The following is a 15880-nucleotide window of genomic DNA, read 5'->3' on the forward strand; positions in this document are numbered from 1 at the left end:
GAGGCACACCGCCGCGCACCGACCGGACGTCCCGCAGAACCTGCCGTTTGCCGACGAGGACCGGCCGGGGAGCACACCTGGAGTCGGCCCGCGGACGCGCCGGGGCCTGGCAACGAGGAGGACGTCGGGTGTCGGACGAGCAGCGCAAGGTCGGGGTGGCCGTCGTCGGGGTGGGCGGCGCGGTATCGACCACCGCGATCGCGGGGGTCGAGCTGCTGAAGGTCGGCGCGTGCGGGACCGAGGGCCTCCCGTTCGCCGACGTCGAGTCGCTGGTGCCCTACACGTCGCTCGTGTTCGGCGGGTGGGACCTCGACGGGGACGACCTCGCGAAGGCCGCCCACCTCCACCGGGTGCTCGAGCCGGGGGTCATCGAGGCGTCGGGGGCCGGGCTCGCGGCCGTGACGCCGTGGCCCGCCGTGGCCGACCCGGACTACTGCCGCAACGCCGTCGGCGCGAACGTCGTCCCGATCTCGTCGCTGCGCGGGCGGGTCGACCACATCCGCACCGACATCGAGCGCTTCCGCACCGAGCACGACCTCGATCGCGTCGTCGTCGTGAACCTCGCCTCGACCGAGCGCTGGCCGGACCTGACGCTGCCGTCGCTTCAGACGCCGGAGGCGTTCGAGGAGGCCCTCGACGCCGACGACCCGGTGATCAGCCCGAGCATGATCTACGCCTACGCCGCGATCGTCTCCGGCTCGCCGTACGTGAACTTCACGCCGAGCGCGTCGGCCGACATCCCGGCCCTCCTCGAGCTCGCGCTGCAGCGCAGCGTCCCGGTCGCCGGCAAGGACGGCAAGACGGGGCAGACCATGATCAAGACGGTGCTCGCGCCGGCGTTCGCGTCCCGCTCGCTGCACGTCGACGGCTGGTACTCCACGAACATCCTCGGCAACCGCGACGGCCAGGTCCTCGACGACGCCGACTCGCTGCAGGCCAAGCTCCAGACCAAGGGCAACGTCCTCGACGAGTGCCTCGGCTACCACGTCGAGGACCACCAGGTCCGGATCGACTACTACAAGCCGCGCGGGGACGAGAAGGAGGCCTGGGACAACATCGACCTGACCGGCTTCCTCGGCCAGAAGATGCAGGTCAAGGTCGACTTCCTGTGCCGCGACTCGATCCTGGCCGCGCCGCTGGTGCTCGAGCTGGCGCGCATGGTCGACGAGGCCGCCCGCCGCAAGGAGGGCGGGGCGCAGGAGCAGCTCGGCTACTTCTTCAAGGCGCCGATCACCCGCGACGGCTCGGAGCCCGTGCACGCCCTCTACCGGCAGGAGCAGGTCCTGCGGGAGTGGCTCGCGCGGTGAGTCTCGCGCAGCTCGTCGGGCCCTTCCGCGAGATCGGCGACCTCAAGCGGGTCCACGTGGCCGGCCGGGCCGGGTCGATCGCCGACCACGCGTTCGTGCGCGCCTGGTCGGCGCTGGCCGGCGGAGCCGACCCGACGACCGTGGCCGACGCCGAGTGCGCGGCCGCGGTGGCCGGTGCCCGGCTCGCCGGGCTGGACGCCACGGTGCTGCACGACGCCGGCCTGACCCGCGACGAGGCCCGGGCGGTGCGGACCCGCGCGATCGACGAGGTCGGCGCGGCGCTCACCGACGACACGCGGCGGCGCCTGGTCGAGGCCCCGGACCCCGTCGAGGACCTCGCGCACGTCCCGCCGTTCGCCCACACGCTCGTCGACCAGCCCCGCGCCGGCGCGACCGCGCCCGGCCGGCCCCGGATGATCGTCGAGCCGCCGGAGGACCACGGCGAACACTGCTGGGCGGTCGCGGTGTACGGCGCGCTGGTGGCCGAGGACCTCGGCGCCGACCCGGGCGAGGCCTTCCTGCTCGGGCTCGCCCACCACCTGCACAACGTCGCCGTGCCCGACGCCGGGTTCGCGGGAGAGATCCTGCTCGGCGACCACCTCGGGTCGATGCTCGAGCGGCTGACCGAGCGCGAGCTCGCCACGCTGCCGACGGCGCTCGCCGACCGGGTGCGCGGCCTGCTCACCGCCCGCGCCGACGCCGACACCCCGCTCGGTCGCGCCTTCCACGCCGCGGACGTGCTCGACCGCGTGCTGCAGGTCCACCACCACGCCCGTGCGGCCGCGTTCACCGCGAAGGACGCGCTGGTCGACCTCGAACTCGTCCACGAGTCGCCGGTCTCGGCCTACCACGACGCCGTGCTGACCGAGGCGGGCCTGCTGCCGTGATCGACCCCCACTCCCGCCGGCCGTTGACGGCGGACACCCCGCACTCGGTGTCCGACGGCGAGCGGCGGTGGCCGGTGCTGGACGGGATCCCGTACCTGCGGGTCGGGCGGGGGGAGCTCGTCGAGCGGGCCCTGACGGCGCTCGACGACGGGCGGGTCCGTGACGCGGCCGCGATCCTGCTCGCGGACAACGACGACTGGTGGGACCAGCCGCCGCCCCCGCCCCAGGTGCTCGCGGAGGCCTACGACGCCGCCGCCGACCCGCGGACCACCCTGCGCGACGCGGTGACCGCCCTGGGCCTCGGGCGCGTCGGGGACTACTTCCTGCACCGCGACCACGACCCGTCCGGCCTCGCCGTCACCGCGCTCGTGGCCACGCACCCACCCGCGGGACGGCCCGTCGTCGACCTCGCCTGCGGCGCCGGGCACCTGCTGCGTCGGCTCGTCCGGGAACCGGGGGAGACGGGCGGAGCCACCGGGATCGACATCGTCTTCGCGAAGCTCTGGCTCGCGCGCCGGTTCGTGCTCCCCGCCGAGGGCGGGGTCGACCTCGTCTGCGCCGACCTCCGCGCCCCGTGGCCGCTCGCTCCCGACGGCGACCGCTGGGTCTGCTGCCACGACACGCTGTACTTCCTCGACGACCCCGGCGACGTGCTGCACCGGGCGGTCGAGCTCGCGGGCCCCGGCGGCGCCGTCCTCGCGGGGCACTGCCACAACGCCGAGCACCCGCTCGGGGCCGCCGGGCACCCGTTGACCACCGACGAGTGGGCGGGCCTGCTGCCGGGCGCCCTCACCTACCCCGAGGAGGAGCTGACCGACGCCGCGCTGCAGGGCCGCCGGGCCCGACCCGTCGTCGGGACGGAACTGGAGCGGACCGAGGCGGTCGCGCTGGCGTTCGACCACGTCGCCGCGCTGCCGCAGCCGGCCCTGCTCGACCCGTCGCCCGGCGCGACGCTGCGGCCGAACCCGCTCTACCGCGACGGGGTGCGGGAGTGGCCGAACCCGCGCTGGGCCGCCGAGTACGGCGCGCGGGCGGCGGTCTACCTGCCGGAGACCCTGCCCACGGACCTGTCCGACGACCGGGCGGCCCGCCGCCGCGTGCTCGTCGAGCTGCCGGAGCGCTGGTGAGCACCGGGTGGGGCGTGGTCGGCCTGGGGTGGGTGGCCCGCGACCACGCGCTCCCCGCGATCGCCGCCGACCCGGACGCCCGCCTCGTCGCGGTGTGCGACCGCGACCCGGACGCCCTCGCCGCAGCCGGCCCGGGCGTGACCGCGACCGACGACCTGGACGCCTTCCTCGCCGTCGACGGGCTGGACGCGGTCTACGTCGCGACCCCGAACCACGCCCACCTGCCCGTCGTGCGCGCGGTCGCCGCCGCCGGGGTGCCCGTGCTGTGCGAGAAGCCGATGGCCCACACCGTCGACGACGCGTGCGCGATGGTCGACGCGGTCGGTGCCGGGCTCGCCGGCACGGCCTTCGACCAGCGGTTCCACCCCGCGCACACCCGCATCCGGGAGCTCGTGGCCGAGGGGCGGATCGGCGCCGTCACCGCGGTCCGGATCGTCTATGGCTGCTGGCTGCCGCCCGGCTGGTTGCCCCCGCACACCGCGACCGACGGCGCGAACTGGCGGGTCGACACCGCCCTGGCCGGCGGCGGCGCCGCGATCGACCTCGCCCCGCACGGCATCGACCTCGTCGGCACCCTTCTGGGCGAGGACCTCGCCACCCTGCAGGCCCTCACCCGCCGTCGGGTGCACGACTACGTCGACCCCGCGGCCGACGACGGCGCCGTGCTCGTCGGGGCGACCCGCTCCGGCACGCTCGTCGACGCCCACGTCAGCTTCTGTCTGCCCGACGCCCTGCCGCGGCGTCGTCTGGAACTGGTCGGCACCCGCGGCCAGCTGGTCGCCGAGAACACCCTGGGCCAGGTCGCGGGCGGCACGCTGACGTTCCTCGACGCCGCCACCGGCGCGGCGGAGGCGGTCGCGTTCGACCCGGACGGGCCGTTCGAGCGCCAGCTCGCCGCGTTCGGCGCGGCCGTCCGCGGGGAGCGCCCGTGGCCCTACCCGCTCGCCCGCGACCTCGCGCTCCACGAGCTGCTGCTCGGCGCCCTCGACACCGCCGGCCCCGTCCTCAAGGAGATGCCGTGCCCCTGAGCCCCTGGACCTGCTCGAACTGCGGCCACTGGCAGCGCTGGTTCGACGTGCCGCCCGCGTGCCCGGTGTGCACCGACGTCCGCAACGCCCTGCCCGACGACGGGTGGGACTTCCGTCCGCTCGCCGAGATCGCCGAGGGCCGCGAGGCGCGCTGGACCGAGGTGCGGCCCGGCATCACGGGGTTCTGGTGCGAGCCGCAGGTCGGGCTGGGCACGTGCGGGTGGGTCATCGAGACCGATCACGGCCTCGTCGGCTGGGAGGGCGCGGGGTTCTACCCCGACGAGGGCCTCGCCGAGATCCGTCGCCGCGGGGGCCTGATCGCGCTCGCCGCCAGCCACGTCCACGGCTACGGCGCGCTCTTCCAGCTCCAGGACGCCCTGCAACCGCCGGTCATGGCGATCGGCGTCCGCGACCTGGAGTGGACGAAGGCCTTCCGCGTGACCTGGCCGCTCGACGACCGGCACGAGTTCGCCCCCAGTCTGGTCGCGCACCGCACCGGCGGCCACTTCGACGGGCACATGGTGCTGCACGACGAACGCCGCCGGGTCCTGTTCTGCGGCGACATGCTCAAGGCCGCGCTGGACGACGAGGGCCGCGCCACCGGGTTGTCGGCCCACAAGGCCTACCACGCCCAGATCCCCCTCTCGCACCAGGAGATCCGGGATGCCTACAAGGTCATCGGGAACCTGGACTTCGACGCCGTCGCCACCCCGTTCGAGTTCGTCGAGGGCGTCACCACGGCCCACGTGCTCGCGCTCTACGACCGGCTGCTGTCCGCGCAACCGGTCGCCGGCGCGATCCCGCTGGACGAGCTCTCGTGAGCCTCGACGCCGTCGCGCAGGACTACACCGACGCCCTGCCACCCGGTGAGACCGACGAGATCGAGCTCCGCGACGCCGACCGCACCGGGGTGCACGTCGTCGCCGCCGACTTCGCCGACCCGTCGGGTCACTGGCCGCGCTCCGGCTCGTTCGGCTACGGGCTCTCCGTCGAGCGCGCCCGGGTGGCGGCCCGCGCCGAGCTCGCCGAGGAGATGCTGCTCTCCCGGCACCTGCGCACCCTGGAGCGCACGCGCGACTCGTACACCGCGCTGCGGGGACGACTGGGCGACGGCGGAGTCGTCGACCCGGTCCGGCTGACGCTCCCCGCGGGCAGTGCCTACGACCCGGACGCGCCGCGGTGGTGGCTCCCGGCCACCCGCGTCCGCACCGGCGAGACGGTGCTGGTGCCGGCCGAGTTCGCCGCCGCGTACCCCGTCGACCTGCCCTGGCAGGACCCCGCCGAGCGGCTCACCACCGTCATCACCAACGGCTGCGGCGCGGGCGACACCGTCGAACGCGCGCTGGGCCACGCGCTCGGCGAGCTGCTGCAGCGCGACGGCAACGCGACCGCCTTCCGCGCCCTGGACCGGGGGATCGTCATCGACACCGGTCCCGACGACGAGCTGGTCGCCGACCCGGACACCCGGGCCCTGCTCGCGCACCTGCGCGGGGTCGGCGTCCGGGTCGTGCCGAAGCTCGCGTCCACCGCGTTCGGCGTCACCGACCTGCACGTCGTCGGGTACGACGCCGTGGGGGACCCGCCGCACCCGATCGCCCTGACCGCCTGCGGGGAGGCCGCCCACCCGGACCGCGAGGTCGCGCTGCAGAAGGCGCTGCTCGAGTTCTGCTCGGCCCGCGTGCGCAAGACGTTCGCCCACGCCGACCTCGCGACGGTGCACCCGCTCGCCCCCGCGAGCTACTGGGACCGCGAGTTCGCCCAGCCGCTCCCGCCGCAGGAGGCCCGGGCCTTCCGGGCGATGCAGGACTGGACGGCCCGCGACGCCGACGACCTGCGAGGCCTGCTGGAGCCCGTCCTCGCCGAGCACACGCGGGTGCGGTTCGACGAGCTGCCGACCACGGCCGTCGGGCACCCCGTCGCGGTGCTCGACGACCTCATGGGCCGGCTCGCGGAGTTCGACGTGCTCGCCGTGCTCGCGGACGAGGGGCCGGCGTGCACGGTGAAGGTGCTCGTGCCGGGCCTCGAGGTCGAGACGATGTCCTACGGGCGCATCGGTCGCCGGGGCGTCGACCGGCTGCTCGACCGTGCGGCCGACCCGCACGACCCCGCCTTCGGCCTCGTCGGGCTCGGCGACCCGCCCCACGCCGGCGCGCTGCCGGTGCTCCTTCCCGACGACGAGGCGGCTCGGCTCGCCGACGAGCGCGGCAGCGACCGCGCGTGGCTGGACCGCGACCGCGTCGACGCGGTCGTCGGCGACCTCTACCCGCTCTACCGCGAGCCGTCCCGGCACGCGGTCGCCCGCGTGGCGGCGGGGGAGGAGGTGGAGCTGACATGAGTCTCCGCTGGGCCTACAACACCAACGGCCTGTCCTCCCACCGGCTCGACGACGCCCTCGCCCTGCTCGCCGACCACGGCTACGCCGGGGTGGCGCTGACCCTCGACGTCGCCCACCACGACCCGTTCGCCCCGGACCTCGCCCGGCGCACCGCCGCGCTGGCGGAGCGGCTGCGCGACCTCGGGCTGGCGAGCGTCGTCGAGACCGGGGCGCGCTTCCTGCTCGACCCGCGCCGCAAGCACCACCCCACCCTGGTCAGTGCGGACGCCTCGGACCGCGCGCGTCGGATCGACTTCCTGCGGTTGTGCGTGGACGTCGCCGCTGACCTCGGCAGCGAGGCGGTCTCGTTCTGGGCGGGGGTCCTGGCGGAGGGCCTGGACCCGGACGAGGCGTGGAAGCACCTGGTGCACGGGGTCGCCTCGGTCGCCGGGCACGCGCGGTGGCGGGACGTCCCGGTCGCCGTCGAGCCCGAGCCGGGGATGCTGGTCGACGACCTGGACGACTGGAGCGAACTGCAGGGCGAGGTCCCCGACATCACGCTCGCGCTCGACACCGGCCACTGCATCGTCTCGGGCCGCTGGGAACCCGCCGACGCGGTGCGGGCGTTCGCCCCGCACCTCGGGGCGGTCGCCGTGGAGGACATGCCCCGCGGCGTGCACGACCACCGCACACCCGGCGAGGGCGACATGGACCTGCCCGCCGTCGTGACCGCGCTGCGCGACGTCGGCCACCGCGGGCTGGTCAGCCTCGAGCTCTCCCGCGACTCCCACCGCGCCGACCGCCTCGTGCCGGAGGCGATCGCGACGCTGCGCGCCATGGAAGGAGTGGACGAGTGAGGATCTGTTTCGTCTCCCGCCGCTACTGGCCGGCGGTGTCCGGGATGAGCGCGTACGCGGAGAACCTGCTGCGCCACCTCGTCCGGGCCGGTCACGACGTCACGATGATCTCCCAGTACCGCGGCGACCCGGCCGGACGCGCGGTGTACGGCGGCGGCCCGCCGCCGCCCGAGCGGGTCCCCGACGGCGTCGAGGTGGTGGCGCTCGAGGCGCACGGCGAGCAGGAGGTCGTCCACGACCGCCCCGCCGACTTCGAGGCCGACGTCGAGACGATGCGCGCGACGATCGCCCGGTTGCACGCGCAGCGGCCCTTCGACGTGCTGCACGCGCAGTACGCCTACCCCAACGGCCTGGCCGTGCTGCGCGCCGCGCACGAGCTGCGCCTGCCCGCCGTCGTCAGCGTGCAGGGCGGCGACGGGCACTGGGTCGGCACCTGCTGCGACACGCACCGCGAGCTGATCCGGGCGGTGTTCGCGCATGCACCCGCACTGGTGATCGGCTCGCCGTCGTTCGCGGGCGAGGTGTCGGCGCGCCACGAGGTCGACCCGGCCCGGTGGACGATCGTCTCCGGCGCCACGGACACCGAGCGATTCACGCCCGCCCGCGAGCCCGGGACCCTCGGCGACCCGCCGACGTTGCTCTACCACGGTCGCGTCGACGCCCGGAAGGGCGTGCTCGACCTGCTCGAGGCGCACCGGATGCTGCTCGACGGCGGCCGGGACGTCCGCCTGGTCGTCTCCGGGATCGGGCCGGACACCACCCTGGTCGCGGAGCGCGTGACCGAGCTGGGTCTGGACGACCACGTCTCCCAGCTCGGCTACACCCCGTACGAGCGGGCGCACGAGGTCTACGGCCGCGGCGACGTGTTCGTGAGCCCGACCTACGCCGAGGGCTTCTCCAACACGGTCCTCGAGGCGATGGCGTCGGGGCTGCCGGTGGTGTCCACCGACGTCGTCGGCGTCCGCGACTGCGTGCGTCCCGACGACAACGGCGTGCTCGTCCCGGCGAAGGACCCGGCCGCGCTGGCCGCCGGGATCGGGCGGGTCCTCGACGACGACGGACTCCGGGTCGGCATGGCCCGGCGCGCGCTGGACGAGGTCCGCGCGGTGTGGTCCTGGCCGGTGATCGCCGACCGGGTCACGGACGTCTACGACGTGGTGCGGGACGTCCCGGTCCCCGCCATCCCCGACCCGCCCGTGGACCCGTCGTGTCGGTTCCGCGCGGCGCCGCACCTGCTGTGAGGGTCGTGGCGGTCAGCCCGCACCTCGACGACGCGGTGTTCTCGGTCGGCGGCACGCTCGAGCGGCTGGGGGCCGACACGCTCGTCGTCACCTGCTTCACGGGCTCCACGGACCCGGCGACCGTGACGCCGTTCGGGCTCTCGACCCAGCTCGACAAGGGCCTGTCGGCCGACGTGGACTACATGGCGCTGCGCCGCGAGGAGGACCGCCGGGCGTTGGCGGTCCTCGGGGTCACCGGTCGGCACCTGGACCTGCTCGAGGCCCCGCATCGCGGCTACGACAGCCCGGCCGAGCTCTTCGCGGGGCGGCACGACGACGACGCCGTGGCCGGCCCCCTGGCCGACGCGCTCGGGCCGCTGCTCGCCGACGCCGACCTCGTCCTCGCCCCGCAGGCGCTCGGCGACCACGTCGACCACCAGTGGGTCGGCGCGGTCGTCGCCGACCTCGTGGACCCCGGGCGCGTGGCGTGGTGGCGCGACACCCCGTACGTGCTGCGCCGGCCCGACGCCGCGCCGATGGAGCACGTGGCCGGGCAGGAGCTCGCCGTCGACGTCACCGCGGAGCTGGATCGCAAGGTCGCGGCGGTGCGCTGCTACGTCACGCAGGTGCCGTTCCAGTTCGGGACGGCGGAGGCGGCCGGCCCGGCGCTGACCGGGCTCGCGCGCGACGAGGCCGCCCGGTCCGGTGCCGCGGCGCCCGTCGAGGTGCTGCGCGCCGGGGTTCGGGCCGCCGAGGTGCTGGCGCCGCTCGGCGGGAAGCGGGACCGGGAGCCGTCGCGATGATCAACGGACCCTCATCGGGATCTGCGACCGCCTCCCAGCCCCATGAGGGTCCTTTCGACGACCGCAGCCGCTCAAGCGCCCGGGTGGATGAACCGCACGCCCGGCGGGAGTCCGCCGGTGCGCGAGGTGCGGGCCAGGACGGCGAGCAGGGTCTCCCGGAACGCCTCCGCGGCGCGGGTCGGGGAGACGTCCGTGCGGTGGGCCAGCGCGATCGTGCGGTGAGTCCAGCCGGAGCCGTCCAGGCGGGTCGTGCGCAGGCCCGACCGCCCGGCCAGCACCAGGCTCGGCACGATCGCGACCCCGAGGCCGCGCTCCACCATGCGCAGCACCGCGTCCATCTCGCCGCCCTCGACCGCGATCCGCGGCGTCACGCCGGCCGCGGCGCAGGCGGACAGGATCGCCTCGCGCAGCTCGTAGCCGGGGCGGTTGATCACCAGCGGGTGCCGGGCGATCTCCGCGATGCCGGCGTGGTCGCCGAGCACGTCGTCGAGCGGGGCGTGGCCCGCCGTTGCCGACACCGCGACCAGCTCCTCGCGCAGCACCGGCGTCAGCCCGAGGGTGCCGCCGGCATGTGCGGACGACCCCGGCGCGGACCCGGCCCGGCCCCGCAGGGAGCCGGCGGGCAGCGGGCCGCCGTTGCCACCCGTCGTCGTGAACCGGTCGGCCTGGTGGATGACCAGCGCGAGGTCGAGCTGGCCGTCCTCCAGGTCGGTCACGAGGTCCTGCGACCCGCCCTCGGAGATCTGCAGCGAGATGCCGGGATAGGAGTCGTGGAAGACGGCCAGCACGTCCGCCACGACGCTCACGCACAACGACGGCGTGGCGCCCAGGCGGAGGCGTCCGCGGCGCAGGTCGGCGAGCTCCGCGATCTCCAGCCGGGCCGTCTCGACGTCGGCGACGATGCGCCGCGCGAGGGGCAGGAGGGTCTCACCCGCCGATGTGAGTGTGACGTGATCCCTACCCCGGGTGAACAACGTCTCACCGAGATCATCTTCCAGGGCCTGCACCTGGCGGCTGAGTGTCGGCTGGGCGACCCGCGCCTCCGCCGCTGCCTGCACGAACCGGCCCGTGTCCGCCACAGCGAGGAAGTAGATGAGCTGTTTGAGGGTCACCTCAATAGCGTACGAGCATCGCTGAACCGACTTGCATGCATTGGCAGTCGGCGTGTTCGCAGGCTTAGCGTGTCGTCGTGGTCCTGACCCAGCAGCGCAACATCGTGACGAGGACGTGGGGATCGTCCGTCGGCAAGAAGTTCGTCATGGCCGTCACCGGCGTGATCTTCTTGCTGTACGTGATCGCCCACATGATCGGGAACCTGAAGATCTTCTTCGGGCAGGAGACGTTCGACGCGTACTCCGAGCACCTCCGCACACTCGGTGCCGAGATCTTCGGCTACGAGGGCGTGCTGTGGATCATCCGCGTCGTGCTGCTCGCGTCGGTGGTCCTGCACATGGTCGCCGCGTTCAGCCTCTGGTACCGCGCCAAGCGCGCGCGGCCGGTGGGCTACCAGCACAAGGGGCACCAGGGCAGCTACGCCGCCCGGACCATGCGCTGGGGCGGCGTGATCATCGCGCTGTTCGTGATCTGGCACATCCTCGACCTGACGACCGGGACCGTGAACCCGGACCCGGCGGGCGGGGCGTACGCCAAGCTGGTGGCGAGCTTCGACCGGCCCGTCGTCGCGATCTTCTACATCGTCGCGATGGTGGCGCTGAGCTTCCACATCAGCCACGGTCTGTGGTCGGCCACGCAGACGTTCGGCGGCAACAGCGCCGTGCGTCAGCACGCCTTCAAGACGTTCTCCATCGGCGTGGGAGTCGTCATCGCCGTCGGCTTCGCGATCATCCCGGTGTCCGTCATGTTCGGTCTGGTGAGGTGAGGAATGTCAGAGCTGCAGCAGGAGCCCACGTCGGTCCAGGGCGAGGGCCGCTGGTTGCTCGGTGACCCGATCGCCGACAACCGCGCGCCGGACAGCCCCATCGGCGACCGGTGGAGCGACCGCAAGTTCTCCGCGCGGCTGGTCAACCCGGCCAACCGCCGCAAGATGACCGCGATCATCGTCGGCACCGGCCTGGCCGGTGGCGCCGCCGCGGCGACGCTCGGCGAGGCCGGCTACCACGTCAAGTCGTTCTGCTTCCAGGACTCGCCGCGGCGCGCGCACTCGATCGCCGCGCAGGGCGGGATCAACGCCGCCAAGAACTACCGCAACGACGGCGACTCGGTGCACCGGCTGTTCTACGACACCGTCAAGGGCGGCGACTTCCGCTCGCGCGAGTCGAACGTGCACCGTCTCGCCGAGGCGTCGGTCAACATCATCGACCAGTGCGTCGCGCAGGGGGTCCCGTTCGCCCGCGAGTACTCCGGCCTGCTCGACACCCGGTCGTTCGGTGGCACGCAGGTCTCGCGCACCTTCTACGCCCGCGGTCAGACGGGGCAGCAGCTGCTGCTGGGGGCGTACCAGGCCCTGGAGCGCCAGATCGCGGCCGGCACGGTCGAGATGCACCCGCGCACCGAGATGCTCGACCTGATCGTCGCCGACGGCCGCGCCCGCGGCATCGTCACGCGCAGCGTGCTCACGGGGCAGCTCGAGACCCACCTGGCCGACGTCGTGGTGCTCTGCACCGGCGGCTACGGCAACGTCTACTACCTGTCGACGAACGCCAAGGGCTCGAACGTCACGGCCGCGTGGCGGGCGCACAAGCGGGGCGCGCTGTTCGCGAACCCCTGCTACACCCAGATCCACCCGACCTGCATCCCGGTCTCCGGCGAGTACCAGTCGAAGCTGACCCTGATGTCGGAGTCGCTGCGCAACGACGGCCGCGTCTGGGTGCCGAAGGAGCGGGGCGACTCCCGCCCGCCGAACACCATCCCCGAGGACGAGCGGGACTACTACCTGGAGCGCCAGTACCCGGCGTTCGGCAACCTGGTGCCGCGCGACATCGCCTCGCGCGCCGCGAAGAACATGTGCGACGCCGAGCACGGCGTCGGCCCCGGCGGGCTGGGCGTGTACCTGGACTTCAAGGACGCGATCGGCCGCCTCGGCCGCCACGCCGTCGAGGCCAAGTACGGGAACCTCTTCGAGATGTACCAGCGCATCACCGGGGACGACCCGTACGAGACGCCGATGCGCATCTACCCGGCCATCCACTACACGATGGGCGGGCTGTGGGTCGACTACGACCTGCGCTCGACGATCCCGGGCCTGTTCGTGGGCGGCGAGGCCAACTTCTCCGACCACGGCGCGAACCGCCTCGGCGCGTCCGCCCTGATGCAGGGTCTCGCCGACGGCTACTTCGTGCTCCCCACGACGGTGCCGAACTACCTCGCCGACGGGCCGTTCGACCCGATCGACGAGTCGCACCCCGCCGTCGTCGAGGCCGTCGAGTCGACCCGGAACCGGATCGACACGCTGCTCTCGGCCAACGGCAACCGCACCGTCGACTCGTTCCACCGCGAGCTGGGTCAGCTCGTGTGGGACCAGTGCGGGATGGCCCGCAGCAAGGAGGGCCTGGAGAAGGCCCTCGACCGGATCCCCTCGCTGCGCGAGGAGTTCTGGCGCGACGTCAAGATCGTCGGCACCGGCGACGGGTTCAACCAGTCCCTGGAGAAGGCCGGCCGCGTCGCCGACTTCATGGAGCTCGCCGAGCTCATGTGCACCGACGCCCTGCACCGCGAGGAGTCCTGCGGCGGGCACTTCCGCGTCGAGCACCAGACCGAGGACGGCGAGGCGCAGCGCGACGACGAGAACTTCTCCTACGTCGCCGCCTGGGAGTACGGGGACGGCGGCAAGCCGGTCCTGCACAAGGAGGACCTCGAGTTCTCCTACGTCCACCCGAGTCAGCGGAGTTACAAGTGAAGCTCACACTGCGCGTGTGGCGTCAGAAGAACGCTGACGCCAAGGGCAAGATGGTCAAGTACCCGATGGACGACGTCGACGAGGACATGTCGTTCCTCGAGATGCTCGACGTGCTCAACGAGAAGCTGCAGCTCGCCGGTGAGGACCCGGTGTCGTTCGACCACGACTGTCGCGAGGGCATCTGCGGCTCGTGCGCCATGGTCATCAACGGCACCCCGCACGGCCCGCAGAAGAACACCACGACCTGCCAGCTGCACATGCGGCACTTCCGCGACGGCGACACGATCGACATCGAGCCGTGGCGGGCGCGGGCGTTCCCGGTGATCAAGGACCTGGTGACCGACCGGTCGGCCTTCGACCAGATCATCCAGGCCGGCGGCTACGTCAGCGTCAACACCGGCTCGGCGCCCGAGGCGCACGCGACGCCGGTGGACAAGGTCTCGGCCGACGACGCGTTCGACGCCGCGACCTGCATCGGCTGCGGCGCCTGCGTCGCGGCGTGCCCGAACGGCAGCTCGATGCTGTTCACGGCCGCGAAGATCACGCACCTCGGCCTGCTGCCGCAGGGTCAGCCGGAGCGCCAGACCCGCGCGATCAGCATGTTGTCCAAGCAGGACGAGCTCGACTTCGGTGGCTGCACCAACGTCGGGGCCTGCGCGGAGGTCTGCCCCAAGGGCATCCCGCTGGCGTCGATCTCGCAGCTGAACCACGACGTCCTCGGCGCCACCCTCGCGGGGGCACGCGCGGACTAGGGTTCCGCCCGATGTGAACGAACGGCACTCTCGCGCACGTAGAAGCTGCGAGGGTGCCGTTCGTTCGTTCGGGGGCGGGGTCAGGCGCGGACGACCCGGGTGTCCCCGGCCGCGGCACGGCCGCGGATCCGGACCGTTCCCGACGACGGGTCCTCGGTCGACCGGGTCGCGTTGACCGGCAGATCCGACGACGCGGAGCCCGCCGCCGACCGGAGGTCGACCGACGCGTCGACGCCCGCGTGCACCCCGACCTGGATGGTCCCGGCGCCCGTGGAGAGGTCGAGGTCGCCGGCGGAGGCGTCGCGCACCGTCACGTTGCCGCTGCCGCAGCGCACCGCGAGGTCGGCGGCGACCCGGCCGGCGGTGACCGACCCGCTGCCCGTCACGACCTCGACACCGGCGTGCACCTCGTCGAGGAACACGTCACCCGCGCCGCCCTTGACCCGCAACGCGCCGTCGACGCGGCCGACGGTGACGTCGCCGGCGCCGCAGCGGACCCGGGAGCGCTCGGAGGTGCGGTCGAGCGAGACAGCGCCGGTGGTGGAGACCTCGACGGTGCCCGGGCGGCCCGCGACGTCCACCGGGGCCGCGCCCGCGCGCACCGTGCCCGCCGAACCCTCCGGGGCGTGCACGACCACGGCCAGCGGCACGGTGCGCAGGGCGACCTCCCGCGGCGAGCGGACCCGCAGCGCGCCGGCCTCCCACGCGATCTCGGTCTCGGCCACCGCGCGGGCGGCCCGCTCCTCGGGGGACTCGTCGCGACGCACGCCCAGACCGGCGAGGGCGCTCAGGTCGACGCCGAACCGCTTCTCCAGACCGCCGGCGGCGTCGACGAGGCCGGCCAGGCCCTGGACCCAGCCGGGCGCGCCCTCGACGTCGGAGGCGACCTCGACGGTGACGGCGTCGGTCGCGTCGAGGCGCAGGTCGACCCGGCCGGCGTCGATCTCGATCGTCAGGTCCGCGGCACCGGTGGCGGGAAACCGCTCGGTGCGGGACGTCTCCGGCGCGATCATCCCCGCACCCACCCGGAGACGCCGGAGCCGCCCTCGTCGTCGGGACCCCGGTCGGAGGAGTCGGAGGAGTCCTTCGGAGTCTCGGATGGGCCCTCGGGACCGTGCTCCGGGCCCCACGAGCCCTCCCAGCGACGGTGGCTCCGACGCAGGTTGTCGTGCAGAGCACCCTGGACCGCCTGGGAGATCCAGGAGTTCAGCGACATCCCCTGCGAGGCCGCGGCCTGCTCGGCCTGGCCCTTGATCTGGTCGACCAGGCGCAGGGTCATCCGGGAGATGTCACCCATGTCCGCGCCGGGGCGTCCGGGCGGGGCGAAGCCGGGCTGCTCCCCGGGCCGGCGGAAGGGGCCGCCGGGGCCGGCGAACGGGCTGGACGAGGGACCGGCGAAGAAGCCGGCCTGCTCGTCGGCGGCGGGGGCAGCGCGATCGACGACCACCTCCACCTCCCGCCCGCGCAGGCGCAGGGAGACCGAGTGGTCGTCGAGCTTCTCGGAGATCTCGGCGGTGAGGTCGGACAGGGCGTTCTGCAGCGCGAGACGGACGGCGGGCTCGAGGGCCCCGGCCAGCGCGGTGCCGGCCCGGGCGGTCTGCTCGTCGCCCACCGACGACGCGGCGGCGAGGTCGTCCCGCAGCGCGGTGACGTAGGGCGTGAGGTCCATGGGCACCACAGTGACACCATGAAGACACCATGGCAAGGAGTTCTGCTGTCGGAGAACGAC

The 15880-nt window shown here is 73.9% G+C and carries 15 protein-coding genes; 12 read left to right on the top strand and 3 right to left on the bottom strand.

The window, feature by feature from the left end; all coding sequences use genetic code 11:
- The first annotated feature begins 128 nt into the window (after positions 1–128).
- From QRT03_RS10105 to QRT03_RS10145, 9 genes are read left to right on the top strand one after another with little or no spacing between them, the layout of a single operon-like run.
- Entirely contained in the window at positions 129–1307 is a 1179-nt protein-coding gene (locus tag QRT03_RS10105; protein WP_286052575.1) for an inositol-3-phosphate synthase, read from the top strand.
- On the top strand, positions 1304–2194 hold the full coding sequence (locus QRT03_RS10110) for an HD domain-containing protein (RefSeq protein WP_286052576.1): 891 nt from the start codon (positions 1304–1306) through the stop codon (positions 2192–2194). The genes QRT03_RS10105 and QRT03_RS10110 overlap by 4 nt, the downstream gene beginning before the upstream one ends.
- Positions 2191–3321 (top strand): class I SAM-dependent methyltransferase, encoded by a 1131-nt coding sequence (locus QRT03_RS10115; protein WP_286052577.1) that lies wholly within the window; start codon positions 2191–2193, stop codon positions 3319–3321. The genes QRT03_RS10110 and QRT03_RS10115 overlap by 4 nt, the downstream gene beginning before the upstream one ends.
- The gene (locus QRT03_RS10120) at positions 3318–4349 is read left to right on the top strand and encodes a Gfo/Idh/MocA family protein (RefSeq protein ID WP_286052578.1); all 1032 of its coding nucleotides are present in this window, start codon (positions 3318–3320) and stop codon (positions 4347–4349) included. The genes QRT03_RS10115 and QRT03_RS10120 overlap by 4 nt, the downstream gene beginning before the upstream one ends.
- Positions 4340–5170 (top strand): MBL fold metallo-hydrolase, encoded by an 831-nt coding sequence (locus tag QRT03_RS10125; protein WP_286052579.1) that lies wholly within the window; start codon positions 4340–4342, stop codon positions 5168–5170. The genes QRT03_RS10120 and QRT03_RS10125 overlap by 10 nt, the downstream gene beginning before the upstream one ends.
- Positions 5167–6684 carry a YcaO-like family protein gene (locus tag QRT03_RS10130; protein WP_286052581.1) on the top strand — a complete coding sequence of 506 codons (1518 nt, stop codon included), beginning with the start codon at positions 5167–5169 and terminating at the stop codon, positions 6682–6684. Before QRT03_RS10125 ends, QRT03_RS10130 begins: the two co-directional genes overlap by 4 nt.
- On the top strand, positions 6681–7520 hold the full coding sequence (locus QRT03_RS10135) for a sugar phosphate isomerase/epimerase family protein (RefSeq protein WP_286052583.1): 840 nt from the start codon (positions 6681–6683) through the stop codon (positions 7518–7520). Before QRT03_RS10130 ends, QRT03_RS10135 begins: the two co-directional genes overlap by 4 nt.
- Positions 7517–8761 carry a glycosyltransferase family 4 protein gene (locus QRT03_RS10140; protein ID WP_286052584.1) on the top strand — a complete coding sequence of 415 codons (1245 nt, stop codon included), beginning with the start codon at positions 7517–7519 and terminating at the stop codon, positions 8759–8761. The genes QRT03_RS10135 and QRT03_RS10140 overlap by 4 nt, the downstream gene beginning before the upstream one ends.
- Positions 8762–8766: 5 nt before the next feature.
- On the top strand, positions 8767–9543 hold the full coding sequence (locus QRT03_RS10145) for a PIG-L deacetylase family protein (protein ID WP_286052585.1): 777 nt from the start codon (positions 8767–8769) through the stop codon (positions 9541–9543).
- A gap of 71 nt (positions 9544–9614) precedes the next feature.
- On the opposite strand, the gene QRT03_RS10150 is transcribed toward QRT03_RS10145, so the two are convergent.
- Positions 9615–10655, bottom strand: a complete 1041-nt coding sequence (locus QRT03_RS10150) for a LysR family transcriptional regulator (RefSeq protein ID WP_286052586.1) — start codon at positions 10653–10655, stop codon at positions 9615–9617.
- A 77-nt stretch (positions 10656–10732) separates the two neighbouring features.
- On the opposite strand from QRT03_RS10150, the gene QRT03_RS10155 reads away from it, so the two are divergent.
- From QRT03_RS10155 to QRT03_RS10165, 3 genes are read left to right on the top strand one after another with little or no spacing between them, the layout of a single operon-like run.
- Positions 10733–11422: a succinate dehydrogenase cytochrome b subunit gene (locus QRT03_RS10155; RefSeq protein ID WP_286052587.1), complete on the top strand. Its 690-nt coding sequence runs from the start codon at positions 10733–10735 to the stop codon at positions 11420–11422.
- A 3-nt stretch (positions 11423–11425) separates the two neighbouring features.
- Entirely contained in the window at positions 11426–13399 is a 1974-nt protein-coding gene (locus QRT03_RS10160) for a fumarate reductase/succinate dehydrogenase flavoprotein subunit (protein ID WP_286052589.1), read from the top strand.
- Positions 13396–14151: a succinate dehydrogenase/fumarate reductase iron-sulfur subunit gene (locus QRT03_RS10165; RefSeq protein WP_286052590.1), complete on the top strand. Its 756-nt coding sequence runs from the start codon at positions 13396–13398 to the stop codon at positions 14149–14151. The genes QRT03_RS10160 and QRT03_RS10165 overlap by 4 nt, the downstream gene beginning before the upstream one ends.
- Before the next feature lie 80 nt (positions 14152–14231).
- Here QRT03_RS10165 and QRT03_RS10170 read toward each other — a convergent pair whose 3' ends face one another.
- Entirely contained in the window at positions 14232–15164 is a 933-nt protein-coding gene (locus QRT03_RS10170; RefSeq protein ID WP_286052591.1) for a DUF4097 family beta strand repeat-containing protein, read from the bottom strand.
- Complete coding sequence (locus QRT03_RS10175; protein ID WP_286052592.1) at positions 15161–15820, bottom strand: toxin-antitoxin system HicB family antitoxin; 660 nt, start codon at positions 15818–15820, stop codon at positions 15161–15163. Before QRT03_RS10175 ends, QRT03_RS10170 begins: the two co-directional genes overlap by 4 nt.
- Between the last annotated feature and the right edge of the window lie 60 nt (positions 15821–15880).

Origin of the sequence: Actinomycetospora termitidis (genome assembly GCF_030286555.1) — a bacterium.
Lineage (GTDB): Bacteria > Actinomycetota > Actinomycetes > Mycobacteriales > Pseudonocardiaceae > Actinomycetospora > Actinomycetospora termitidis.

Excerpts from the sequence above, each read along its gene's own strand:
- QRT03_RS10135 (WP_286052583.1), top strand. The coding sequence starts at position 6,681 with ATGAGTCTCCGCTGGGCCTACAACACCAACGGCCTGTCCTCCCACCGG.
- QRT03_RS10160 (WP_286052589.1), top strand. The coding sequence starts at position 11,426 with ATGTCAGAGCTGCAGCAGGAGCCCACGTCGGTCCAGGGCGAGGGCCGC.
- QRT03_RS10170 (WP_286052591.1), bottom strand. The coding sequence starts at position 15,164 with ATGATCGCGCCGGAGACGTCCCGCACCGAGCGGTTTCCCGCCACCGGT.
- QRT03_RS10175 (WP_286052592.1), bottom strand. The coding sequence starts at position 15,820 with ATGGACCTCACGCCCTACGTCACCGCGCTGCGGGACGACCTCGCCGCC.